This is a genomic window from Actinomyces respiraculi (assembly GCF_014595995.2).
Lineage (GTDB): Bacteria > Actinomycetota > Actinomycetes > Actinomycetales > Actinomycetaceae > Actinomyces > Actinomyces respiraculi.
Window position 1 is genome coordinate 2,664,402 of sequence record NZ_CP063989.1, and the last position, 23,556, is coordinate 2,687,957.

Annotated in this window: 16 protein-coding genes; 8 read left to right on the top strand and 8 right to left on the bottom strand. The window is 70.6% G+C overall.

Translation table 11 applies throughout. From position 1 onward, the window contains the following. The first annotated feature begins 137 nt into the window (after positions 1 to 137). Both ID810_RS11105 and ID810_RS11110 read left to right on the top strand, forming a co-directional pair. Entirely contained in the window at positions 138 to 1,439 is a 1,302-nt protein-coding gene (locus tag ID810_RS11105) for an AAA family ATPase (protein ID WP_166857211.1), read from the top strand. A 1-nt stretch (position 1,440) separates the two neighbouring features. Next, positions 1,441 to 2,028: an RloB family protein gene (locus ID810_RS11110; protein WP_166857209.1), complete on the top strand. Its 588-nt coding sequence runs from the start codon at positions 1,441 to 1,443 to the stop codon at positions 2,026 to 2,028. Positions 2,029 to 2,052: 24 nt separating this feature from the next. On the opposite strand, the gene ID810_RS11115 is transcribed toward ID810_RS11110, so the two are convergent. The 5 genes from ID810_RS11115 to ID810_RS11135 all read right to left on the bottom strand — a co-directional run bounded on the left by ID810_RS11115 (position 2,053) and on the right by ID810_RS11135 (position 11,675). Continuing rightward, on the bottom strand, positions 2,053 to 4,968 hold the full coding sequence (locus tag ID810_RS11115) for a glycosyl hydrolase (RefSeq protein WP_166857207.1): 2,916 nt from the start codon (positions 4,966 to 4,968) through the stop codon (positions 2,053 to 2,055). Between the two features lie 122 nt (positions 4,969 to 5,090). Next, positions 5,091 to 6,623, bottom strand: coding sequence for a family 43 glycosylhydrolase (locus ID810_RS12685; protein ID WP_166857206.1), 1,533 nt, complete (start codon positions 6,621 to 6,623; stop codon positions 5,091 to 5,093). A gap of 17 nt (positions 6,624 to 6,640) precedes the next feature. Then, positions 6,641 to 7,699, bottom strand: a complete 1,059-nt coding sequence (locus ID810_RS11125) for an alpha/beta hydrolase (protein ID WP_166857204.1) — start codon at positions 7,697 to 7,699, stop codon at positions 6,641 to 6,643. Positions 7,700 to 7,732: 33 nt separating this feature from the next. Beyond that, positions 7,733 to 10,003 carry a glycoside hydrolase family 3 N-terminal domain-containing protein gene (locus ID810_RS12690; protein ID WP_196781503.1) on the bottom strand — a complete coding sequence of 757 codons (2,271 nt, stop codon included), beginning with the start codon at positions 10,001 to 10,003 and terminating at the stop codon, positions 7,733 to 7,735. A 193-nt stretch (positions 10,004 to 10,196) separates the two neighbouring features. Further along, a complete protein-coding gene (locus ID810_RS11135) occupies positions 10,197 to 11,675 on the bottom strand; it encodes an MFS transporter (protein WP_166857202.1) in 1,479 nt (492 codons plus the stop codon). Positions 11,676 to 11,925: 250 nt separating this feature from the next. Here ID810_RS11135 and ID810_RS11140 point away from each other — a divergent pair, with 250 nt between their 5' ends. The 3 genes from ID810_RS11140 (at position 11,926) to ID810_RS11150 (ending at position 14,114) form a co-directional block, all read left to right on the top strand. Then, positions 11,926 to 13,272 (top strand): ROK family protein, encoded by a 1,347-nt coding sequence (locus ID810_RS11140; protein WP_166857200.1) that lies wholly within the window; start codon positions 11,926 to 11,928, stop codon positions 13,270 to 13,272. A 181-nt stretch (positions 13,273 to 13,453) separates the two neighbouring features. Further along, a complete protein-coding gene (locus ID810_RS11145) occupies positions 13,454 to 13,759 on the top strand; it encodes a nucleotidyltransferase family protein (protein WP_166857198.1) in 306 nt (101 codons plus the stop codon). Continuing rightward, positions 13,749 to 14,114: a HepT-like ribonuclease domain-containing protein gene (locus tag ID810_RS11150; RefSeq protein WP_166857196.1), complete on the top strand. Its 366-nt coding sequence runs from the start codon at positions 13,749 to 13,751 to the stop codon at positions 14,112 to 14,114. Before ID810_RS11145 ends, ID810_RS11150 begins: the two co-directional genes overlap by 11 nt. Positions 14,115 to 14,336: 222 nt before the next feature. Here ID810_RS11150 and ID810_RS11155 read toward each other — a convergent pair whose 3' ends face one another. The 3 genes from ID810_RS11155 to ID810_RS11165 form a co-directional block, all read right to left on the bottom strand. Then, on the bottom strand, positions 14,337 to 15,926 hold the full coding sequence (locus tag ID810_RS11155) for a DUF5597 domain-containing protein (RefSeq protein WP_166857194.1): 1,590 nt from the start codon (positions 15,924 to 15,926) through the stop codon (positions 14,337 to 14,339). A 116-nt stretch (positions 15,927 to 16,042) separates the two neighbouring features. Next, positions 16,043 to 16,438: a C-glycoside deglycosidase beta subunit domain-containing protein gene (locus ID810_RS11160; RefSeq protein ID WP_166857193.1), complete on the bottom strand. Its 396-nt coding sequence runs from the start codon at positions 16,436 to 16,438 to the stop codon at positions 16,043 to 16,045. A gap of 15 nt (positions 16,439 to 16,453) precedes the next feature. Beyond that, on the bottom strand, positions 16,454 to 17,479 hold the full coding sequence (locus ID810_RS11165) for a sugar phosphate isomerase/epimerase family protein (RefSeq protein WP_166857191.1): 1,026 nt from the start codon (positions 17,477 to 17,479) through the stop codon (positions 16,454 to 16,456). 329 nt (positions 17,480 to 17,808) lie between these two features. Here ID810_RS11165 and ID810_RS11170 point away from each other — a divergent pair, with 329 nt between their 5' ends. The 3 genes from ID810_RS11170 (at position 17,809) to ID810_RS11180 (ending at position 23,275) form a co-directional block, all read left to right on the top strand. Continuing rightward, the gene (locus tag ID810_RS11170) at positions 17,809 to 19,056 is read left to right on the top strand and encodes an ROK family protein (RefSeq protein WP_166857189.1); all 1,248 of its coding nucleotides are present in this window, start codon (positions 17,809 to 17,811) and stop codon (positions 19,054 to 19,056) included. A 247-nt stretch (positions 19,057 to 19,303) separates the two neighbouring features. Beyond that, positions 19,304 to 20,311 carry a sugar phosphate isomerase/epimerase family protein gene (locus ID810_RS11175; protein ID WP_166857187.1) on the top strand — a complete coding sequence of 336 codons (1,008 nt, stop codon included), beginning with the start codon at positions 19,304 to 19,306 and terminating at the stop codon, positions 20,309 to 20,311. Positions 20,312 to 21,088: 777 nt separating this feature from the next. Beyond that, the gene (locus ID810_RS11180) at positions 21,089 to 23,275 is read left to right on the top strand and encodes a VaFE repeat-containing surface-anchored protein (protein ID WP_195858788.1); all 2,187 of its coding nucleotides are present in this window, start codon (positions 21,089 to 21,091) and stop codon (positions 23,273 to 23,275) included. Positions 23,276 to 23,556: the final 281 nt, after the last annotated feature.

Here is a 23,556-nt window from a genome sequence, read left to right on the forward strand (position 1 = left end):
ACGTCAATGCGACGCCGATCACCGCCACATTTTACCGCCACTGGCGGTGATGTTCCGGAGGTACCCGACCCACGACAGGAGGAGCGCACTCAGGGAAATTTCTTCCCATATCGGAGCGTTCGCGCTAGCATGCTGTCATGCTGCTCGACTTCACGGTGGAGAACTACCGCTGCTACGCCGAGGAGGCGACCCTCGATCTCACCCGGACCTCCCTCAAGACCCTGACCCCGCGCCCCAGCTCCTCATGGCAGGAGCAGACCTGGCGGGTGGCAGCCCTCTTCGGCGCCAACGCCTCCGGCAAGTCCACGCTCATGGGCGCCCTCAACCGCCTGCACCACGCCGTCGGCGGCCGACGGACCCTCCTCCATCGGCCGTTCGTCCTCGACCATGAGCGTGCAACCCAGCCCTCACGCTATGCCATCACCTTCACCCACGAGGGTGAGCGCTACCGCTACAGCGTCGAGGCTCACGCCTGGGGCATCTCGCGCGAGGAGCTGTGGGCCGCCAGCCAGCGCTGGCGCAAGATCTTCATCCGCACCCAGGCTGAGGGCGACAACTCCCCCACGATTGAGGCCGGCGCCTCGCTCACGGGCGCCACCCACGAGGTCAGCCGGATCACGACGATCAAGGACCTCTTCCTCGCGATGGCCCTCAGGTACAGGCACGCCACACTCGCGCCGGTCGCGCGCAGCCTGCGGGCCATGCGCTTCATCCACCACAGCGACATGGAGCGCTCAGCCCGGCTCGAGTGGGTCATGGGCCGCCTGGCGGAGGACCCCGAGCAGTGGGCGGCGATTGTGGACGCCATCGCGCAGGCCGCCGATCTTGGCATCGTCGGCGTTGAGCTCGAGGAGCGGGAGGTTCCTCCGGAGGTGCTTGAGCGTCTCCGCCGTGTCTTCAGGAACGAGGACGAGGACGCCGAGATCCCTGACGAGCTGCTCAGGAGGCTCCAGCGCCACCTCGTCTTCCGCCACACCGGCGCCGACGGCGAGGAGTACCGGTTACCCGTCCGCCGGGAGAGCCAAGGGACCCAGACCTGGCTGGCGACGGTCGGTCCCGCCGTCGACGCCCTGCGACTGGGTCAGGTCCTCGTCGTCGACGAGCTCGACGCAAGCCTGCACCCGACCCTCACGGCGACACTCGTCGAGCTCTTCAAGGACCCGGACCTCAACACGCGCGGCGCCCAGATCGTGTTCACCACCCATGACACCTCACTGCTCGACAACTCCCCCACCCAGCTCCTCGACAGCGGTGAGGTCTGGTTGTGCGAGAAGAACGCCGACGGCGCCAGTGAGATGTTGTCCCTCGCGGACTTCACGAGCACTCGAAAAGGCACGAACAAGCAGCGCCGTTATCTCGCCGGCGCCTTCGGCGCCATCCCTCGCGTGGATACCTCCTCCATCCGCCACTTCGTCATGTCGATGACGGACGGCCGTTGAGATGCCACCTCGCCAGCGCAGGGGCCGGAAGCGGCAGGAGGAGGAGCGGCGCACGGTCCTCCTGGTCACCAACGGCAGGACTACGGAGACGGCCTACTTCGCCGGCCTCGGTCGACACGTGGACCGTAAGAAGTACTCGGTGACGTCGAAGTTCATCAACGGTGATCCGCTCACGCTCACCAAGGACCTCAAGGGCGATCGCTGGGACCTGAGCGCCTACACAGAGGTGTGGATCGTCGTCGACCATGACGGGATCGACCGACAGGAGTTCCTCAAGGAGTGTCGGGGGCTGTGCAGCCGACGAACCGTAGTGCACGGCATCGTCTCAGTTCCGTGCTTCGAGGTGTGGCTCAACGCCCACTACGCGCCGGTGCGCAACTACCAGAATCAGACGGAGGCCCAGGCACATTACCGCGCTCTGACGGGGCTCAGCACCAAGAACCTTCCAGCTGACTTCCCCTGGGACGCCATGAGCGACGCGGCGCACCGGTGCCACCTGCCCACCGTCAGTGAGCCTGCGATCGACACACAAGGGCCGTGCCCCTCGACCACCATGCCGCACCTGCTACGGAGACTCGGGCTTCTGTGAGACCACCGGCCAGCTTTCACTGGCTCAGACGAGCAGGCGCACCGGCCCGAGCAGACCGTGGGGCGCGCTCGGGTACTCCACCGCCCACGGGCCCGTCATGTAGACGTCGGCGGCGAGGGTGGCGTTGCGCAGGGTCGTGCGGACCTCGACCTCGATGACCGGCTCCCGGCCCGCGGCGACCTCGGCCGCGAGCGCACTGCCGACCTCCACGACGTCATCGGACCTGAGCACTGTGGCGAGCAGGCTCCCGCCCACGCTCACCGTGGCGACGCCGCCGACGCGCCCAAGGCACAGACGCGCCCCGGCCAGGAGCTCGGCCGGGACGGGCGCGCCGTCCACCCCGGTGACACGGGCGCGGTAGCGGCCCGTGCCAGAGACGTCCGTGAGGCCGGTGATCTCGCGCCAGTCGGCGGGGCCCTGGTCGGAGACGGTGAGGGTGCGCGCGCCTGTCTCCTCCTCAGTGGTGACGACGAGGTCGCCCCATATGAGACCAAGGTCCTGGCCGTCGGGGGCCAGTGCCTCGACACGTGCCCCGGTCCCCACGAGCGCCCCGGCCACACGCACCGGCGCTTGCGGCTCGGCCCCGGCGGACGGGACCGGCTCACCCACGCGCACGACGGCCAGGCCGAGCGGTGCCAGGGCGAGGTCCATGAGGGTGTGTCCCTCGGCGGCGCGGGCCGCCACCGGCCGCAGTGCCCCGGCGTCGAGGTCGACGACGGCGGCCGCCCCCTCGCCCTCGACGTCGAGCACGAGGTCCACGACCTCGCTGGCGCTCGGGTTGTACACGAGGGTGTAGCGCCCCTCGTCGGAGTCGCGCACCTGGGACAGGAGGGCCGGCCCCCGCCAGCCGGCGCGCGGGCGCACGCCCAGGTCGGTGAGCGCGCCGGGGACCTCGTCCCAGCCGGGCACCTGCCGGGTGCGCACGGCCGCCAGGGCCCGGGCGACGTCGTCGGCCACCTGAGCCGAGCGCTCGCGCCCGCCCCAGCCGGTGTCGCGGTCGGGCGGGGTCCCCACGACGACGACGGCGAGGCCCGCCTCGGCGGCGTCGGCGAGCGCGCGGGCGGCGTCGGCAGTCAGCGACTCGGACGCGACGACGAGGGCCCGGTAGGCGGGCCCGTCGGGGAAGAGGACGGTGGCGCCGGTGGGGTCCTGCCCCAGGGCGCCGGCCTCGGCCAGGCCGACGGGGTCGAGGACCTGCACGCCGTAGCCGGCGCGCTCGAGCGGCTCGGCGTCGAGCAGAGCGTCGGGGGCGGTGGCGTCGTCGGCGGCGGAGCCACGGGCGGCCGTGGTGAGGAAGCCGTCGCGGTAGACGGCGACGTCGGTGCGCGGCGTGCCGGTCTCGAGTACCGCGGTGCCGCGCGCCCAGTAGCGGGTCAGCGCCGGCCACAGGTCCCACTGGGGGAAGTGGCGGTGGTTCCACGACTCGGAGACGATGGTGCCGAAACGCCCCTGGGTGGGCCAGGGAGCGTCCGGAGCCTGGGCGGCGAAGCCGTGGACGACGGGCTTGGTGACACCCAGCGCCCACTCCTTGTCGAGCATCTGGCGGTAGCCGGACAGGCTGGCGTTATAGCACGCGTCCATCTGCGCTCCGAGCTCTGTGGACACGCGCACGGCCCCGCCCTGGTGGGCGCCGGCCACGCAGCAGCGCTGCCAGTCGGTGCTGAAGCGCCAGGTGGGATTTGCGGTGGACATGGGCATGCGGTCGCCGGAGTTGAGTGACTCGACCTCGGCGCGCCCACCGCAGCGCACGAGCTCACGGAAGGAACGTACGGGCTCGAGGTTCTGGCCGTAGGCGGCCTGGGCCTTGTGGCGCATGCCGTGGCCGACGGCCCAGTCCTGGATGAGGGCGAGGTGGTCGGTGGTGTAGAGGTCGGTGAGGAGCCGCTCGTAGTCGGCGCGCACCCGCAGCCCCAGGTCCGTCGCGGTGCCGTCGGCGGTGGCGGGGGCGAAGTCGGGGCGCGGGGGCGCCTCGGGGACCCAGAAGCGGCACTGGCCGTGGGCGATGAGCAGCGGCAGGTAGGGAGTGGGGTCGTAGCCGTGGCGGTCGATGAAGCGCTCGAGCATGGTGGGTGACCAGAAGAGGCAGTCGGCGTTCAGCTCGAGGGAGTCCTCGAAGAGCTCGGTGGCGGTGGAGTCCTCGGCGTGCAGGGCGTCGGCGGCGGCGCCGATCTGGTGCTCGTCGAGCCAGGCGAGCGCGGCGCGGGCGGCGTCGGCGTCGAGGAAGCTCGTGACACCCTGCTTGGAGTCTCGCGACCAGAAGGCGGTGAGCGCCCAGGTGCCCTTGCCGGGCAGCCAGGAGACGACGGCGCTCGTGCCCTCGCCGCGCACGGCGCCGGTGAGCACGGTGAGGCTGGTGGCGTCGACGAGGGTGGAGCGCTCGGGCTCCACGATCGCCGTCGGCTCACCCCAGGGGTGGGAGGAGGGGACGACGCGCGGCGGCGTGCCCCGCTCGAGCACGCGGGCGGCGACGACGGCGACGAGGCGGCCGCCGCGCTCACGGTCGGGGTCGTCGAAGGGGGCGGGCACGGGAGTGGTCAGGCGCGTGCCGGCGCCCTCGACCCAGGTGGCGCCGTACTGGAGCTCCTGGCCGGCATGCTCGGTCCCGGTGGTCGTATTGGGAGTCTGCAGAGGCCAGGCGGCGCCCAGGGTCATGGCGACGCCGACGTCGAGGCGGGCGGCCTCCGACAAGACGGCGGCCAGGGCCTCGCGCTGGGCGTCGTCGGCCCAGAAGCCGGGTGAGAAGGCGATCTCGACCTCGCCGAAGCCGGCAGCGGCGATGGCGCGCAGCTCCTCGATGAGCTCGGCGACGGGCGTGGGCAACTGCCACCACCAGCGGGTGCCGGGGCGGTCGGTGCGCGGCGGGTCGGCCAGGTGCTCGGCGGTGAGGGTCGTGCGCCTGACGGGGTGGCGCAGGTCGTCCCGGTCGCTGCCAGCGGTCATCGTATCTCCTTGTGCGTCGTTGGTGTCGACCTTGTGCGTCGTCAGTGCGGACACCGGATGCTCCTCACCCCCAGGCCGGACGGTTGTGCCGGAGGCCGGGGCCGGGCGCCGGGTACCGGGGCTCACAGGGCCCGGTAGGTCACGCCGCTGAAGCGGGCGTGGCCGTCCCCAGCGGCGAAGAGGGCCGGACGCAGGGACACCAGGTCATTGACGGTGTTGGCGTGATAGCCGGAGCACTCGAGGGTCAGGGGGTAGTGCCTCCACTCCCCAGCCCCGGGCAGGCGGTAGTACATGTCCACGATGCTTTCGCGCTTGGTGATGGCCAGCTCGAGGGCGGTGACGGACTCCTCCAGCGACTCGTGCCCCCAGGTGCGAGTGCCGCCGGCCCAGGCCTGGAGGCGCCCGGCGGCCAGCTCGAGGCCGAGGAAGAGGCGGTGGTTGAAGAACAGCAGGAGGCCCGCCGTCGTCTCGCCGTCGACGATCTCGACGCTGGTCTCGACGCGGTAGGAGCGGTCGGGGGCGCGCAGGGTCATCGGCGACGACGACGCCGGGCCCTCACCCTTGCCAGCCAGGAGCAGACCCTCAGGGCCGAAGGCGGCACGCTCGGTCTCGTCGGCTCCGGGCTGGTCGAAGGTCCAGCGCCAGCCCCAGCTGGGCTCGGTGAGAGTGTCGGACAGGGCGAAACCGTGGGGGCGCACGGCGGTGCCGCCGCCGGGCAGGGGCAGGGGCTCGGCGAGGTCGCCACCGCGGGCGACGGGCCAGCCGCCCTCACTCCAGTCCACGGGCTCCACGAGGATCTGGCGGCCCAGACCCTGGGCATCCTTCTCGTAGGCGTGGTAGACGACGTACCACTGGCCGCAGGGCCCCTCAAGGAGGGTGCCGTGGCCGCGCGAGTGCCACGGCTGGGCCGCGTCGGTGCAGCGCAGGAGCGGGTTGGTGGGCATGTTCTCCCACGGCCCGTCAATGCTGCGCGAGCGGGCGACGATGACCATGTGGCCGGTGGCGGGCCCAGCGGTGCCGCCGACGGCGGAGACGAGGTAGTGCCAGCTGTCGCGCACGACGTGCTTTGGCCCCTCAAGGGAGTAGGCCTCGACCACCCAGTCCCCGGGGTAGTGCCAGCCGTCGTAGACGTGCTCGATAGGGCCCTTGGTGGCCAGGCCGTCGTCGCTCAGCCGCACCCGGTCCACGCCGTTGAGGAAGAGGTAGCGCTCGCCGTCGTCCCCGACGGCGTGGCCGGGGTCGATGTAACCGCGGATGCCGAGGTCGATGGGGCCCTGCCAGTCGCCCTCGATGTCGTCGGTCCACATGACGGCGATGGTGGGGGCGTCCAGCCTCGACCAGGAGGTGGGTATGAAGGGGATGTAGAGGTAGAAGCGTCCCTCGTGCTCAACGAGGTCCATGGCGAAGACGCTGCCCCAGGGCTCCTTGAGGGCGGGGCCGACGGGCTCCCAGTCCACCAGGTTCTCGGAGCGGAAGAGGACGATCGCGGGGCTGGACTCGAAGGAGGAGAAGGTCATGTAGTAGCGCTCCCCCACGCGAAGAACGGTGGGGTCCGGGTAGTCGCCGCCCATGACGGGATTGCGGTAGGTGCCGTCGCCAAGGTTGGCGCGGCGCTGGTTCTCGATGCCGTGGCCCCAGACGGGGGTGGTGCTCATGGTGGTTCCTCGTGGGCTCAGTGGACGACGTCGGTGATGAAGGCGGTGGCGTGCTCGCAGGTGGTCGTGGCGGAGGGCAGCCCGGGGACGGACAGGTGCCCGTGGGTCTCGCCGGCCACGGTGTGGGTCTCGACGTCGACGCCGGCCTCGGCGAGCTGGGCGGCGAAGCGCTCGCCGGAGGCGCGCAGCGCGTCGCACTCGCAGTTCTCGATGTAGGTGCGCGGGTAGCCGGTGAGGTCGTCGGCGTTGCCGGGCATGGCGTAGTCGAGGTGCTCGACGTCGGTCATGGCGGGGCCGAGGAGGATCGCCATGAGCTCGTCGTTCTGCACCCGGCTCGCCTCGGGCCCGGCGTAGAGGAGGGGCGGCAGGGTGTCGAGGACGGCGGCGAGCTCCCCACTCGGCTCGGTCAGCGGGTAGTGGAGGAGCGGGTAGATGAGCAGGACCCCCGCGGGGGCGAGGGCGGCGTCGCGCCCGTGGAGACCGACGGAGGCGGCGAGGCAGGCGCCGGCGGAGCCTCCGCCGACGATGACGCGCTCGGGGTCGGTGGGCAGGCCGTGGCCGCCGCCGCGCACCCACCGGTAGGCGGCCCAGCAGTCGTCATGGGGCACGGGGTGGTGCACGCCACCGCCGGCGAGCCGGTAGCCGACGCTGATGACGGGCAGCCCCGTGGCGTCGGCGAGGCGGGTGGCCGTGTGGTCGGCCTCAACCGTGTCGAGGTCGCCAAAGATGAACGCACCCCCGTGGATCCACACGACGGCGCCGCGTCGGCCCTCGGCGTCGGGCTCGGCCAGGCGGCACGGGGTGTAGATGCGCACGGGCACCTCGCCGTGGGGGCCGGGGGCGGCCTCGTCCCGCCGCTCGACCTCGGGCAGGTCGATGGGCTCAACGGGCCGGTCGTAGAGGGCGGCCTGGGCCTGGTGGGCGGCGGTGAAGGCGGGGCCGCGCGGCGGCAGGCCGTCGAGGACGTGGACGCGCTCGGCGTGGACGCCCGCCAGGCGTCCGAGCTTCTCGGGGGCGTCGTTGAGGACGACGGGGGCGCCGTCACGGGTCGTGCCGTTGGTGCGTGCGGTACGCATGTCTGTGCCTCTCTTGTCTGCCGGTGGGGGCGCTCAGGCGGTGACGGTGAGGGTAAGCGGGGTGGCGTCAGGGTCGGCGCCCAGGCGGATCTCGAAGTCGCCGGGCTCGACGCGCCAGCCGGCGCCGTCGTCGTCCCACAGGGCCAGATGGCGGTGCTCCAGGCGCAGGGTGACCTCGGTGGACTGCCCGGCGGTGAGGCTCACGCGGGTGAGGCCGGCCAGGCGGCGCACGGCGGGGGCGAGGCTGGCGACGACGTCGCGGGTGAAGAGGAGGACCACCTCGTCGCCGTCGCGATCCCCGGTGTTGGTGACGGTGACGGTGACGTCGACGCCCTCGCCGTCGGCCAGCTCGGCGACGGGGACGCTCGAGCGGGACAGGGCGGCGCCCCGGTACTCGAAGGAGGTGTAGCTCAGGCCGTGGCCGAAGCGGAAGCGGGGGCCGAGCTCAAGGTCGCGGTACTTGGAGGTGAAGAACTCCTCGAGGTTGGCCGGGCCGTCGAGACCCATGTCGAAGGCGGGCTTGACCATCTCGCCGCCACGGGTGGCGGGGCGGCCGGTGTTCTCGTGCGCGTCGTAGGTGGCCGGCAGCTGGCCGGAGTGGCGGGGGAAGCCGATGGGCAGACGGCCGGAGGGGTTGACGGCGCCGGTGAGGATGTCCGCGATGACCTCGGGGGCGGTGGTGCCCAGGTGCCAGGCCATGAGGACGGCGCCCGGCTCCTCGATCCACTCCTCGGCGACCAGGGGGCGTCCGGCCACGAGGACGACGGCGACGGGGGTGCCGGTGGCGACGGCGGCGTGCACGAGGGCGGCCTGGCCGCCGGGCAGGTGGAGGTCGGCGCGAGAGGTGGCCTCGCCGGTGAGCTGGCTGGGCTCGTCGAGGGCGAGGATGACGAGGTCGGCGTCCGCGGCCGCGGTGGCGACGGCGTCGACCTCCTCCTCGGTGACGCCCAGCGGGTCCTGACCGCCGAGGACGGTGAGGGCGGGCGGTTCCTGTCCGCGGGCGGCGGCGTCGCGGGCGAGGGCCTGTGCGAGGGCGACGTCGAGGCCGTGGGCCGGGGGTGCGGCGAAGTGCTGGACCCAGGCGCCGAGGTGGTCGGTGTGGGTGGCGGCGGGGCCGGCGAGGAGGATGCGGCGGGCGGTGGAGGCGATCGGCAGGGTGCCGTCGTTGGTGAGCAGGACGGGGCAGGTCTCGGCGACGGCGCGGTCGGCGGCGAGGTGGTCGGTGGTGGGGGCGGTGATCTCGGCGTCGGCGTCGACGTAGGGGTTGTCGAAGAGGCCGAGGGCCATCTTGAGGGCGAGGACGCGGCGGACGGCGTCGTCGACGCGCGCGACGAGCTCGGGGCTCGGATTCACGAGTAGGGCGGGGGACTCGGGGCGGGCGGTCGGGTCGTAGAGGTGGGCGCCCATCTCGACGTCGAGTCCGGCGAGCAGGGAGGTAGTGGCGGCCTCGGCCAGGTCGGTGACGACGCCGTGGGGCACGAGGTTCTCGACGCCGCTGGCGTCCCCGACGACGGCGCCGGTGAAGCCGAGCTCGTCCTTGAGCAGGTCGGTGAGCAGGCGGTGGTTGGCGTGGACGGGGCGGCCGTTGACCGTGTTGAAGGAGGCCATGACGGAGCCGACGCCGGCCTCCACGGCGTCCTTGAAGGGCGGCAGGTACACGCTGCGCAGGCGCTGGTGGGACATGTCGACGGTGTTGTAGTCACGCCCGCCCTCGGCGGCGCCGTAGCCGATGTAGTGCTTGGCAGTGGACACGAGCGTGCCGGGCTCGCTCAGGCGCTCGTGCTGGTAGCCCTCGACCATGGCGGCGCCCATGGCAGCGGTGAGCAGGGGGTCCTCGCCGAAGCCCTCGGCGACTCGGCCCCAGCGGGGGTCGCGGGCAACGTCGATCATCGGGGAGAAGGTCCAGCTCACGCCGCCGCTGCGGGCCTCGGCGGCGGAGACGGCGGCGCAGGAGCGGGCGGAGGCGGGGGTGAAGGAGGCGCCCATCGCCAGGGGGATGGGGAAGATGGTGCGCTGGCCGTGGATGACGTCGAGACCGATGAGCAGGGGGATGCCGTGGACGGACTCCTCAACGGCGGCGCGCTGGACGGCGTTGGTGTCGGCGGCATCGCCGGGCCAGAAGAGGGCTCCAATGCCGCTGCGGGCGGCTACCAGGCACTCGTCGAGGGTCATCTTGAAGGTGACCTGGATCTGGGCGAGCTTCTCCTCCCAGGTGAGGGAGGCGAGGATCTTCTCGATGCGTGCGCGCTGGGCGTCGGTGAGCTGGTCTGCGGGGGCGACGGGGGTGGTGCGGTTGGCGGTCACGGCGGGCTCCTCGGTGAGCGGTGGGGGTGTGCTCGTTGGGGCCGTGGCCGGGCGGTGTGCCCGGGCCACGACCCAAACGGTTGGTGCCTGAGCCGGCGGGGCGGTCAGCAGGTGGTGGTGTCCGGTTGTCCCGGCGTTGATTGCCGACGGCGGCGGCGTCGGCGGTGTGAGTTGCCGACGGCGCCCCGCCGGGTCAGGACTCGGCCTCCTCGACGGCGTGCTCGGCGACGGCCTCGGCCTCGTCACGGCTCAGGCCGTGGGCCAGGGCATCGGCCTGGGCGGCGCGCTTGACCTCGAGCTCGGCAGCGATCTCCGCCATCTTCTTGGTCGACAACTTCCAGAACAGGACCGGGATGATCGCCAGGAACGCCATGATCGCGGGCATGAGGTTGGCGGCGATGTTGATGCCGGTCATGACCTCGGCCGTCTGCTGCTGGGCGGCGCCGTCGTACCCAAACAACCCGACGATGTAGAGAGTGAGGGCACCACCGATGGCGGAGGCGAACTTCGTCGACAGGGAGACAGCCGCGTAGGAGGTGCCGTCGGCGCGGATGCCGGTCTTGTCCTCGTAGTAGTCCACTGCGTCAGGCACCATGGACAGGGCGATGGGGGCGGCGAATCCGGCGAGACCGTAGGCGAAGTGGAGGGCCGTCAGTACCGCCAACCCCTGCCCGTCGCCGATGAAGAAGATGGCCAGCAGGACTGCGCCTGAGCTGAACAGGGAGCCGATCAGCATGTTGCGCTTACCGAGCTTGAGAGCCAGCGGTGGCAGGAAGAACTGACCCGCCATGGTGCCCATCTGGAAAGCTGGCATCAGCGACGCCATGAGAAGCGGGTTCCCAAGGTAATCGCGGGCGTAGAACAGCATGACACCGATCCGCCCGAAGAGGCCGATGAGCATCATCAGCATGAACAGGAAAATGATGACGAGCTGACTGTTCGAGACCACGGCCTTGACGGTCTCGCGGAAGGAGACCTTCTGCTGCTCAGGCGTGAGGGTGATGCGCTCACGGACCCCGAAGCCGGTGATGAGGAACATCGGTAAGGTGACCAGACCGTAGATGGTCATCGTGATGAGGAACGAACGGCTGTCGAAGCCCTTGTCCTTTGCCGCCTCCGTCGCAACGAAGTACACGAGGAGGAACGGTGTCACCGTCTGAAGGAGGAGCGAGGCGATATTGCCTCCCTGAGAGCGGATCCAGTTGAGGGTGAGGCGCTCACCGGAGTCGGTGGTCATGACACCGGCCAGCGAGCCATAGGACATGTTGGCCACCGTGTAGGCGAAGCAGATGAGGACGTAGGTGACGCCCGCCCAAGCGATCTTCGCGCCCTGCCCGTCGAAGGGGCTGGTAAAGGTCAGGATCATGCAGATCGAGACGACCGGGGCGCCGAAGATGACATAGGGGCGGAAGCGGCCCCAACGAGACGTGGTGCGCTCGGCGATGTAGCCGAAGCCGAGGTCCTGGATGCCGTCGAGGACGCGGGCGACGAGCAGGATGTTCCCGGCTGCCACCGGGGCGATGAGCGCCACATCGGTGAAGAACGGGAGCAGGAACGTCCCCAGCGTGGACCAAATGAACTGGGATCCGAACTCGGCGAAGGCGAAGGAGATCTTCTCCCTGAGGGGTACCTGGCCGCCCTTCGTGGCGGGAGCCTCTGACTGGGTGGTCATGACAGGCCTTTCTGTGTGCGATCTTCGGGCAGCTCTGCCCGGAACATCCGGGTCCTGACACCTGTGTCAGAACCCTCGCGTTCTGAACCTCAGTCAACGCAAGCAGACAGCGGATCGCCACGCCTCACCCTCGGCTTTTGCACCTGATGTGCATAAGAACAGGTGAACTGGCGCATCTCCAGCACTCATAGGACCCAGGGCCTACCCCGGATCCTTCAAGGAACCCTTCCTCGTTGGCTACACTCCTCGCGTGACGACGCACGAGGACACTCCCGGACGCGCCGCAGGCGAAGAGGCCGCACCCATGCCCCACCGCCGTGCCCCGCGCCCACCGTCCTTCGTCCACGTCACCCAGCTCTCCGACCTCATCGCCCAGGCCCGCTCCTACCCGCAGGGCGTGGCCCGAGCCGACCTCGTCGAGTCCCTGTCCATGGGGCGCAACGCCGTCGACCGGCGCCTGAGGACCGCCGTCGAGATGGGCCTGCTCGTACCGGCCGGGCGCGGCGTGTCCACCGGCGGGCGCGCCCCCGAGATGTGGCGATTCAACCCCGACGCCGCCACGATCCTCACCCTGTCCGTGTCCTACCGCCGGACGACGGCCGCGCTCATGAGCATCGGCGGCCATGTGCTCGAGCGCGTCACCTGGGACGCCGGGCTCCTCGACGAGCCCGCCCAGGTGCTCGCTGACGCCGTCGGACACCTGACCACCCTGCGCTCCGCCCGCCCGGACCTGCCCCCGCCGTGGGGCGTCGGTGTCGGCCTGCCCACACCCGTCGACTTCCGCGACGGCAGCATCGTGCGCCCCGTGGCCGGCACCAACGGCCTCACCAGCTGGACCGGTCTGCCACTGCGCCGCACACTCGCCGAAGCCCTCCAGTTGTCCGTGTGGGTCGACGACGAGGTCAACCTCATGGCCCTGGCCGCAGCCTCACGCGTAGGCGCACCCAAGGACCTGCTCTACATCCGCTTCTCCCTGGGACTGGGCATGGGCATCGTCTCCTCCGGGCAGGTGCACCGCGGGGCGGGCGCTGCCTCCGGCGAGATCGCCCACATCCAGATGGCCGGGGCGAGCGGGCCATCGTGCCGCTGCGGCCGACGGGGCTGCCTGGAGACTGTCGTCTCCGGCGGCGCGATGGAGCAGGCCGCCTCCACGCCGCAGGCGCTGAAAACCTCCTCCTACCTGCGTGCGGTCATGAGCAAGCAGAACGAGATCCGCGACATCGACGTCTTTCGCGGCGTCGCCCAGGGCGATCGGGTCTGCGTGCGCATCGCGACGGAGGCGGCCGACCGCCTTGCCATCGTTCTGGCGGTCGTGACGACGACGTACAACCCCGGCGAGATCGTGCTGGGCGGTGACGTTACGGCGTCGGGGCAGCTCTTCGCTCAGGTCGTCGGCCAGGCGCTGCGCCGACGGGTGCTGCCTTCAACGTCGGAACGCCTGCGCATCCGGATGGGCGACCCGGACGACGCCCTCATCGGCGCCTGTCGCCTGGCCGCCGACCGCCTCCTGTCCCCTCACGTCATGCACACCTGGCTCGCCCACGGCTCACCGGTCGGCGTCGACGAGCTCGTCACCCACAAGCGCCAGGACGCCTGAAGCTGCACCCACCACCGCACTCACACCGTCCCACCACTGTCCTCACAAGGCAGTCCCACCACCGCCCTCACGAGACGGCCCCACCACTGACCTCACAAGGTTGCACTCATCTCACAGCTTTGCACACGTGCACAGCCGTGAGACCGGTGCAACTGTGTGAGTCCGCTGGTACCCTCGCACCATGTCGGCTACGCTCCCACTGGATCGCGTGGCGCTCGCCGAGGTGTGCGAACGCCACGGTGTGGTGCGGCTCCGGCTGTTCGGCTCCGCGACCGACAACTCCTTCAACCCGGCCACCAGTGACCTCGACTTCCTGGTCGACTTCGGCCCGGATGCGCGTCGTGGGATCGCGCCCGTGCTCGCCCTCCAGAAGGAGCTCGAGCGCATCTCGAGGCGGCGCGTCGATCTGGTGGAGTCACGAGCCATACGCAATCCCTACTTTGCGAGTCGCGCGCTCGCCGAGGCAGTCGACGTCTATGCATCCTGACTCGGCAGCACTCCTCTGGGACGCGCGCTCAGCCGCTACGGCGATCTCTCACTTCATCGCCGGAGTTGATCGGTCGGACTACCTCGAGGATGCCCTCCGCCGCCGCGCGGTCGAACGCGAGTTCGAGATTGCCGGCGAGGCATTGGGCAGACTCCGCCACATCGATCCGAGCACTGCTGCTCGCGTCCCGCGACTGGCAGAAGCCGTGGGGATGCGCAACATTCTGATCCACGGCTACGCCACAGTGGTTGACGAGAGGGTCTACGACACAGCCGTGTCCGACATCCCGGACCTGATCGACGCCCTCACCCTCCTCTTGGCGGAGGCGGGCTCCGCGACTCCGCCCACATCCTGAACCACCGCCGACCTCAGCCGACGCCGACCCCAGCCACCGCCGACCTCAGCCACCGCCGACCTCACAAGGTTGCACTCATCTCACAGCTTTTCACGCGTGCAAAGCTGTGAGATGAGTGCAACCTTGGGTGATGGCGGGCCGGAGGGGCGGGCACCCGGGCCGGAGGGGCAGGTACCCGGGCCGGAGGGGCAGGTACCCGGGCCGGAGGGGCAGGCGCGGCGCTCAGCCGCGGCGCAGCACCCTCAGGCGCACCGCGCCCAGCGAGTCGGGCGGCAGCAGGTTGAGCCGCTCGTCCCCGTTGAGGTTGCGCCCGGCAACCCAGGCGCCGTCAACGTAGGCGCCCTCCCATGCGTCGTCGATCTCGACGAGCGAGCCGTCCGCCCCCTCGACCTCGAACATGAGCCCCTGGCCGATGGCGAGCAGCTCGTCACCGCCGAGGTCGACGAGCACGGCCGTGGCTCGCGTGTCCGCCGGGGAGGTGACGAGCGCGTCACCCACGGACTCGCTCGGGGCCTCGGCGGCCTCGGTGCGCACGGCGACGCCCGCGTCGAGGAACATCGCCTTGAGCACGTCCATGCTGCCGCGCAGCGTCCACCTCAGCCCACCCAGCTCGACAACGGCGCTCTCGCCGGACTCCAGCAGCACGGGGCGCACGCGCCCCTCGCGCTGGGCGGCGCGGATGACCTCGCCCGCCCCACCGAGGAGGCGGTAGGCGGCGGCCAGCTGTCCGTCGGTGCGCACGTCGTCGACGCCGAAGACGCTGAAGGCGACGGCGCCCGATCCCAGCGCCCAGAACAGGTTGCCGACCGCCAGGCGCGACTCCGGCACGACCAGCGCGTTGTCGCCGCGGACGTAGGGGGCCAGCGCGGTCTTGACGTCGTCGACGTAGACGTCCGGGCCGAGGAAGGCGAGCGCGGGCGCCAGCGCCCTCCACACGTCGACCTGGCCGCCGACGGGGCCGCCGGACGGGTACTGGCCGGGCAGGTCCTGGCCGGGCTGCGGGCCGAGCCAGGCGTTGGCGTAGTACGTCACGTCCAGGCGCTCGGCCCCGGCCGCCGCCAGCTCACCGCAGTAGGCGGCGAAGCCCGCCGCCATGAAGGTCTCCTCGGCCCAGGCGTCCTGGCCGAAGAGCTCGGCCCACGTGCCCGCGGAGCGGGACCCGTGCTCGCGCCACAGGCGCGCGGCGGTCCCCCGAGCGTCGGGGTGGGCGGCCAGCCAATCGGTGAGGGTCGTCGGCACCTGCGCCGCCCAGGCGGCGTTGGCGACGGCGCTGTGGTCTCGTCCGGCTCCGAGCAGGCCGGTCTCGTTCTCGACCTGGAGCATGACGAGCGGGCCGCCGTCGGCCTGCGCGGCGCCGGTGGAGGCCAGGTGCGCCGTCAGGGCCTCGAAGGCGCGGCGGTCGGCGGCGCGCAGCTCGGCGGAGAAGACGGACAGGACCGGCGTCCCGGGGCGGGAGAAGGCGCTCGGGCCGGCGCTCGCCGCTCCGAGCTCGGCGCGCGGGAAGCGCGAGGCATCCGCACGCACCCAGCGGGGGGCGTAGGTGGAGGCGGCGTTCTTGTAGGCGCCGAACCACAGCAGGGTGAGGGCGAGCCCGCGCTCGCGCGCCATGTCGACGAGCGGGTCGACGCCGCTGAAGTCGTAGACGCCCTCCTCCGGCTCGACGAGGTGCCAGGAGACGGTGGCCGTCACGGCGTTGCCGCCGAGCGCGACCACCCGGTCGAAGACCTCCCGGGCCCGGGCGAGGTCGGAGGACGTGGAGTTGTGGAGCTGGCCGCCGAGCAGGAGCCCTGGGGTCGCGGGGGTGCAGGACATGACATGTTCCTTTCAGGTGTGCGTGAGCCCCGAGCTTTCACGCTGAGACCTGACGAGAGGCCTCAGGTGTCGGCGTGAAAGCTCGGGGCTCGGCGGTGGAGATGGAGGGGGAGGGCTCAGCCGATGGTGACCCTCCGGCGCATCTCGCCGGAGAAGGGGACGGGAATGTAGGCGACGCGTGCGGACACGCGCAGCAGGACCTCGTGGTCACCCGGGGCAAGGCCGCCGGGGGCCAGGACGCGCACGGTGGCCTCGTCCTCGTACTCCCAGCGGAAGGTTGTCACCGTCTCCATCTCGGCCAGGGTCCACCAGTGCTCACCGCCGTCGGCGGTGAAGCGGATGTCCTCGCGCGGGACCGCGGTGCCATCAACCTCGACCTCGACGTCGTGGACCATCGACAGGGGGATGCCGCGGTAGTAGGGGATGCGGGTGCGCATCTCGTAGCCGATGACCTTGCCGTCAACCTCGACATTGGAGAGGGAGCCCTCGGTGAAGATGTAGCCGTCGAACATGCTTCCTTCTCGCTTTCAGTTGAGGCCGTCGTTGAGGTGCGCGCGCATCATGGCCTGGTGCTTGGCGACCTGCTCGATGTCGTGGATGGGCTCGCCGGGCAGGGCGAAGCGCTGGCCCTCGTACTCGGAGCAGACGAAGCCGTCCCAGCCGATCCGGTTGAGGCGCTCGAAGACGCGCCCGTAGTCGATCGAGTACTCCTCGCCCTCGTCCGTGACCTCCCAGAACTTGCCGTGGAAGGACTTGATGTAGGGGGCGAACTCGTCGAGGGTGTCGAGGCTCGTGTTCTCGTAGCCGGTCGACATCATGCAGTAGAAGCGGTCCTGGAAGTGCTTGAAGTGGCGGGTCAGCTCCTCCGGGAACATGTAGTCGTCCGGGTTGTCCGGGTGACGGGGGAAGAACTGGCGCGGGTCCGTGCCCGAGGCGAAGATGTCGTCGATGTAGGCGACGACGTCGTCGTTGACCCCCAGGGCCTGCTGGAAGTAGCGGGTTGACACACGCGGGTGCCGCTGGCAGTAGATGCCGAAGTCGACGACGAGGCCCACAAGCGGGTGCTTGACGGTCTTCATCTCCTCGATCCAGGCGGCGGTCAGCGGGTGGTCGAAGCTCATGCCGGCGTGGACCTCGACGGCCAGGGCGACGTCGAGCTTCTCCGCCAGGGGCAGCACGCGGCGGATGACGCCGGGGTCCGTCTGGGACACGACGCGCACGAGGTGGAAGCCGAGGCGGTGGGTCAGGCGCAGGTCCGCGGCCAGCAGCTCGCACTGCTCCTCGAGGGTGAGCCAGCGGTTCTTGTACAGCGAGGAGTTGATGAAGATGTCGTTGGCGACGCGCGTCAGGCCAGAGCGGTCAAGCGAGGCGTTGAAGGCGTCGATGGTCTCGTCGGTGGCGCGGGCGGCGCCGCGCACCATCTGGTCGGAGAGGATCTCCACGCCCTGCGTGCCGGTGGCGGCGACGGCGTCGAGCACGCCGTCCACCCCGAGGCCTCCACGGCCGTAGGCGTCCTGGAGCGAGTACAGCGACACGCCCGTCTTGATGGCCATGAAACCGTCCCTTCGTCGGAGCTCCCCCGTCCTTGGGGGATCGTGCGGCCGGCAGACCCACGGGCAGGATGGCCCGTGCGTGGTAGCCGCGGCTGCCGGGATGTTGTCGGGTGACGTCCCCGGGCTGCGTTGAGGTTATGACGACGGCGAGGACCGAACCAGGCCTGGACGCACCACTTATGCATGTTAAGTGCATATGTGGCGCGGGCGGGGCAGGCGGAACACGGACATCGTCGGACTTGTGCACGATCACCGCTGAAGCACGCCCGGGCCATACAATCGGGTCGGCGCTCACTCGCCGCCTCATCCACCGCACGACGGGCACTGACATGGCGCACACGCCCTCCACCACTGCACCCGCCCACCCACTGGCCGGGGTCTCCCCCGACGTCCTGACGGTCACCAACCTCATCCGCACGGGCCGCGCCGTCACCCGCCAGGCCATCGCGGAGGCCACCGGCATGGGCCGCAACACCGTCTCCGTGCTCATCAATGACGCCGTGGACGCGGGCCTGCTGACCCCGAACGGCTCCGCCCCCTCCACAGGCGGCCGCGCCCCAGCAACCTGGCGTTTCCGGGCGGAGGCCGGCCTTGCCCTGGCCATCGGCGTGCACACCACGACCCTGCGCCTGGCGGTCGCGGACTTGTCCGGCGCCACCCTCGTCTCCGAGGTCGTGGACTGGCCAATCGCTCGCGGCCCTGAGGCCACGCTCGCCGAGGCTGCCGCCCGCCTCAGGGTGCTCCTGGCCCGCGCCGAGAAGGACTGGCCCGCGCACGGCCAGGTGAGGGTCGCCGGGATCTCCCTCACCGGCCCGGTCGACAGGCACAGCGGCCGCCCCATCGCCCCACCGATCATGCCCGGCTGGGACGGTTTCGACGTCGTCGGGACCGTCCAGGCGCTGCTGGGGGTGCCGGTCGTCGTCGACAATGACGTCAACGTCATGCTCACCGGCTTCCTCGCGGCGGCCGCCGAGCGCCAGGACATGAGCGAGGACCTGCTCTACGTGCAGGTCGGTACCGGCATCGGCGCGGGACTGCTGGCCTCCGGCCGCATCCACCACGGGGCCGACGGCGCCGCCGGGGACATCGGGCACGTGCGGGTAACGACGAGCGACCAGGTGATCTGCCGCTGCGGGCGCACGGGCTGCCTGGAGGCGGTCGCGGGTGGCTGGGCGGTGCTGCGCGATGCGCGCCGCGCCGCCAACGACGGTGTGAGCCCCTTCCTGCGTGGGCGTCTTGAGCAGGCCGGAGAGCTGAGCATCGAGGATGTCATCACGGGGGTCGCCGCCGGGGACACGGAGTGCCTGACGCTCACGGTCCGTTCGGCGACGGCGGTGGGTGATGCGCTGGCGATGCTTGTCTCCCTGCTCAACCCGGCCCGAGTGGTGCTGGCCGGCCCCATGCCGCAGGCCTGCCCGATCTTCCTCGAGGTCGCGCAGCGGATCGTTAAGGAGCGGGCCCTGGGTCTGGCGACGCGGAACCTCAGGATCTCGGTGACGTCGGAGGGGCTTGAGGACGAACGCCGTGGGGCGGCCGTCCTGGCCGTCTCGGCGCTCTTCGACGGCGCGCGCCGCTGAGACGGGCCGACGGGACCCGGTCACGGTCATCACGTTCGACGACGGCGACGTCCGCGACGCGGGCAGAGCCTCCTTCGCCTGACTGTCCGAGCGCGGGGCCTGAGGCGTCGCCCGGCGGCGCCCGCTTCTGCTCCCACCACGCAGAAGTGGGTGGGTGATGCCTGGTTCGGAGGCACCCAGGGTGCCTACCGTCACACCACCGCGACCGCCGTCGTCGCCCTCATCTCGTCTGCGAAGGAGCAGTGTCATGCCCAGGAACATCAATCTCTTCACCGGCCAGTGGGTGGACCTGCCCTTCGAGCAGGTGTGCGACCTGGCCCAGCGCTGGGGCTTCGACGGCCTGGAGGTCCCCGTAGCCGGCGACCACCTCGACGTCTACCGCGCCGCCGAGGATGACGACTACTGCCGCGCTTGGAAGGACAACCTGGCGCGTCACAACCTTGAGGTCTACGCCATCTCCAACCACTCCACCGGCCAGGCCGTGTGCGACGACCCCATCGACTTCCGCCACCGCGGTCTGCTGAACGAGCGCGTCTGGGGCGCCGGCGAGTCCGACGCCGAGGGTGTGCGTCAGAGGGCCGCCGAGGAGCTCACGCTCACCGCCCAGGTCGCCGCCAAGCTCGGCGCCAAGGTCGTCACGGGGTTCACCGGCTCCAAGATCTGGAAGTACGTCGCGATGTACCCGCCGGTCGGAAGCGACGTCATCGCCGACGGTTACGAGGACTTCGCCCGCCGCTTCAACCCCATCATGGACGTCTTCGACTCCGAGGGCGTCACCTTCGCCCTTGAGGTCCACCCCAGCGAGATCGCCTACGACTACTGGACCACCAAGGCCACCCTCGAGGCTATCGATCACCGCGAGGCCTTCGGCATCAACTGGGACCCCTCCCACATGATCTGGCAGGGTATCGACCCCGCCGTCTTCCTCACCGACTTCGCCGACCGCATCTACCACGTCCACTGCAAGGACACCAAGACCCACTTCGACGGACGCAACGGCCGCCTGTCCAGCCACCTGCCCTGGGACGACCCGCGCCGCGGCTGGACCTTCGTCTCCGCCGGTCTGGGCGACGCCGACCTCGACGGCTACTTCCGCACCCTCAACCAGATCGGCTACACCGGCCCCATCTCGATTGAGTGGGAAGACTCCGGCATGGACCGCCTGACCGGCGCTCCCCTCGCCCTCGCGTACGCCCGGAGCCACGTCTACGACCTGCCCGACGCCGCCTTCGACTCCCACTTCGACAACCGCTGATCCTGCCGCACCCCGTCGGCGTCGGTGTGCCCCCGGCTCGAAGGCACACCGACGTCTTGAGGCAGACTTGAGGCAGAACTGTCACCGATGTCTCAGGACATCCGCAGGACAACCTGCACGCCAATAGACACCACGTGCGCAACTGAACCGCCGTCGGCGCACAGGAGGTCGGACACGTCCTGGTGGTTCACGGTTTGTCCTCGGTTCGTAGGGAAGGCTGTCGTCCCCGGCCAGGCACGCCGGAGCCGGACGCCCTGACGTCCGGCTCGCGCGGCCTCACTCCTAAGAAAAACCGTGAGCACAGGCTAGCAGGCAGACGCGGGTGACACGCCGACCGCCCGCGCCAGGGCCAGGTGCCCGGCCTCATCCAGCGACCACGGATAGGTACAGGGTCGGCCCAGGCTGGTCGTAGCTCAGTGGCGGTTTTCACACCTATGGTGCAGGCCTGAACAGCGGAGACACCTCCGGCTGGCTATACTGAGCCGGACGCAGCAGTTCCCGCCGCGCCGAGGCAGGACGTCCTGCCACCGACGCCGACACGAGTGACGTTGGGCTCGACGAGAGCCACGACGACAGGAGCTTGGGTCGTGACTGAGGAGATGGACACCCGCTGGGAGGCTGGCACAGGGCAACGCCTGTGGGGCGCCTGCGGCTGACACCACTCCCATGACAAAAAGGAAACCACCTTGAACTCAACCTCTACCCCCCCCGACCTACCACCCCCTGCGGCGCAGAAAGACGCTCACCGTTCTTGTTCTGCTGGCCGTCACCTTCGCCGTGACCGCCGTCTCTGCCGTGCTGGCTCCTCAGGCCCGCGCTGAGCAGAACTTCCAGGGCTCCTACGGCCGCTTCGTGCCCACCTCCGTGGGTGAACAGGACGCGTCGGGAGCCGGCTTCTGGCTGGGCCCCTACCTGCCGCCCAGCGGCGTCGAGCAGGGCTTCGACGTGTGGTGCACGCACATGTGGAAATTCAACCCCGTGGCCGACGACGTGGTCTCGCCCATCACCCTGGAGGAGACCACGGGCTACAACACTGACACGGCCATGAGCGTGACCACGCCCCAGATGGCCTGGATCCTCAAGACCTACAACGTGGACGCGACAGGTGAGTCCGGCGACGTGCGCTCGCTCAACAACGCCGCGATCTCCATGCTCATCCACGCCAACTTCGAGCGCCACCACGGGACGGACAAGTACGGCGACCCGTCGAACTACGTCCCGCAGCTCATCGCCGACGTCCAGGCGGGCGCGCCCGACATCTATGAGCAGGCCCGCGTCATGGTCGAGGCCGCCCGCGCCTCGAACGTGCAGGGCTTCACGGCCATGGTCGTGGAGGGCGACAAGACCCGTCACGGCAACATCACGGGCGTGCGCGTGACCAATGAGGCCGGCGAGAACGTCGCCGGGGTCCCCTTCCAGATCACCCTCGAGGGCCCGGCCGTCTTCGACGCCACCGGCACCAACACCTGGACCGGCACCACCACGGCCGAGGCCCTGTCCGCCTCCTGGACCGGCACCGGCGAGGGCGAGGTCACCATCAAGCAGTGGTTCAAGACCTCCCGCAAGACGCTGACCCTGCTCAGCGCCACTGATCACAAGACGCAGGACACCATCACCTACGGCAACCGTCCCGAGAGCGACTCCGAGTGGGTCGAGGGTCCCCGGGGCCGCATCGAGGTCATCTACGGTCCTGCCCGCATCGGCACCACCGCCACCGACAAGGCCGACGGGGACAAGGTCCTCGAGCCCGGCGGCCCCGTGACCATCTCCGACAAGGTCTGCCAGGACCCCGACGCGCCCCTGGTGCCCGGCCGTGAGTACACACTGACCGCCACGGCCGTGGACCCCGCCACCGGCGAGCCCTACACCGACGCCGACGGCAAGCCCTACACCGGCACCGCCACCTTCACACCCACCGGCCCCGCCGACTGCGCGGTCGTCGACGTGACCCTGCCCGGCGAGGCCCTGGCCGGCTCCTCGGTGGTCATGTTCGAGTCCGTCGCCCACAACGGCAAGGAGGTGGCCACCCACGCCGACGTGACCGACAAGAACCAGACCGTCACCGTCCGCCAGCCGCGCGTGGGCACCACCGCCACCGACCAGCTCGACGGCGACAAGCAGATGTCCTCCGGCGGCCCCGTGACCATCACCGACAAGGTCTGCCAGGACCCCGACGCACCCCTGGTGCCCGGCCACGAGTACACACTGACCGCCACGGCCGTGGACCCCGCCACCGGCGAGCCCTACACCGACGCCGACGGCAACCCCTACACCGGCACCGCCACCTTCACACCCAACACCGCCCAGGACTGCGGCCTGGTGGACGTGACCCTGCCCGCGGCCGCCATCCGCGACCGCTCGGTCGTCATGTTCGAGAAGGTGAGCCTGGGCGGCCACGTCGTGGCCACCCACGAGGACACCAAGGACGAGGGCCAGACCGTCAAGGGCGGCACCACCCCCGGCATCGGCACGACGCTGACCGACAAGGCTGACGGCGACAAGGTCGTGGACCCAGGCACCGTCGAGCTGGAGGACACCGTCTGCCCGACCAACGACCTGACCTTCGAGCCGGGCCGTGAGTACATCATCGCCGGCCGCCTCATGGACCGCGCCACCGGAAAGGAGGTGCCCGGCACCCAGGTGCGCACCACCTTCACACCCAAGACCGCCCAGGACTGCGCCGTGATCCCGTTCCAGGTCGACACCACGAACCTGCCCGGCCACGACCTGGTCGCCTTCGAGACGGCCTACGTCCCCGGCTCCGAGACCGAGGTCCTGGCCTCCCACGAGGACCTGAACGACAAGGGCCAGACCGTCACCGTCACCACCCCGCCCTCCCTGGCACGCACAGGCGCCGACGTCACGGCCCTGCTGACCGGGGCAGGCGTCCTAGGCACCGCCGGCCTCCTGGCCATCGCCACCGTCCGCCGCCGCAAGGCAGCCAACACCACCAACAACTCCTGACAACAACCACCCCAAAGGCCCCCGGTCACACGACCGGGGGCCTTTGCCCTGCCAGCGCGCCCAGGGGACAACCACCGCACGCACCGCCACCGACCCCCTCACCAACAGCGGTTCAGCCGCGCACGTGGCGCCCATCGGCGTGCAGCAGGACGTCGGGAGCACGTCTCGTGGTGTGTGGCGGCGGTCCCCGCGAAGACCACACTGCCCGGGTCGCACGCTCATGCACGCTCACGCCTACCGACCTCGGACAGAATCCGCGGAATCCTGCGGTCTTCTGTCTC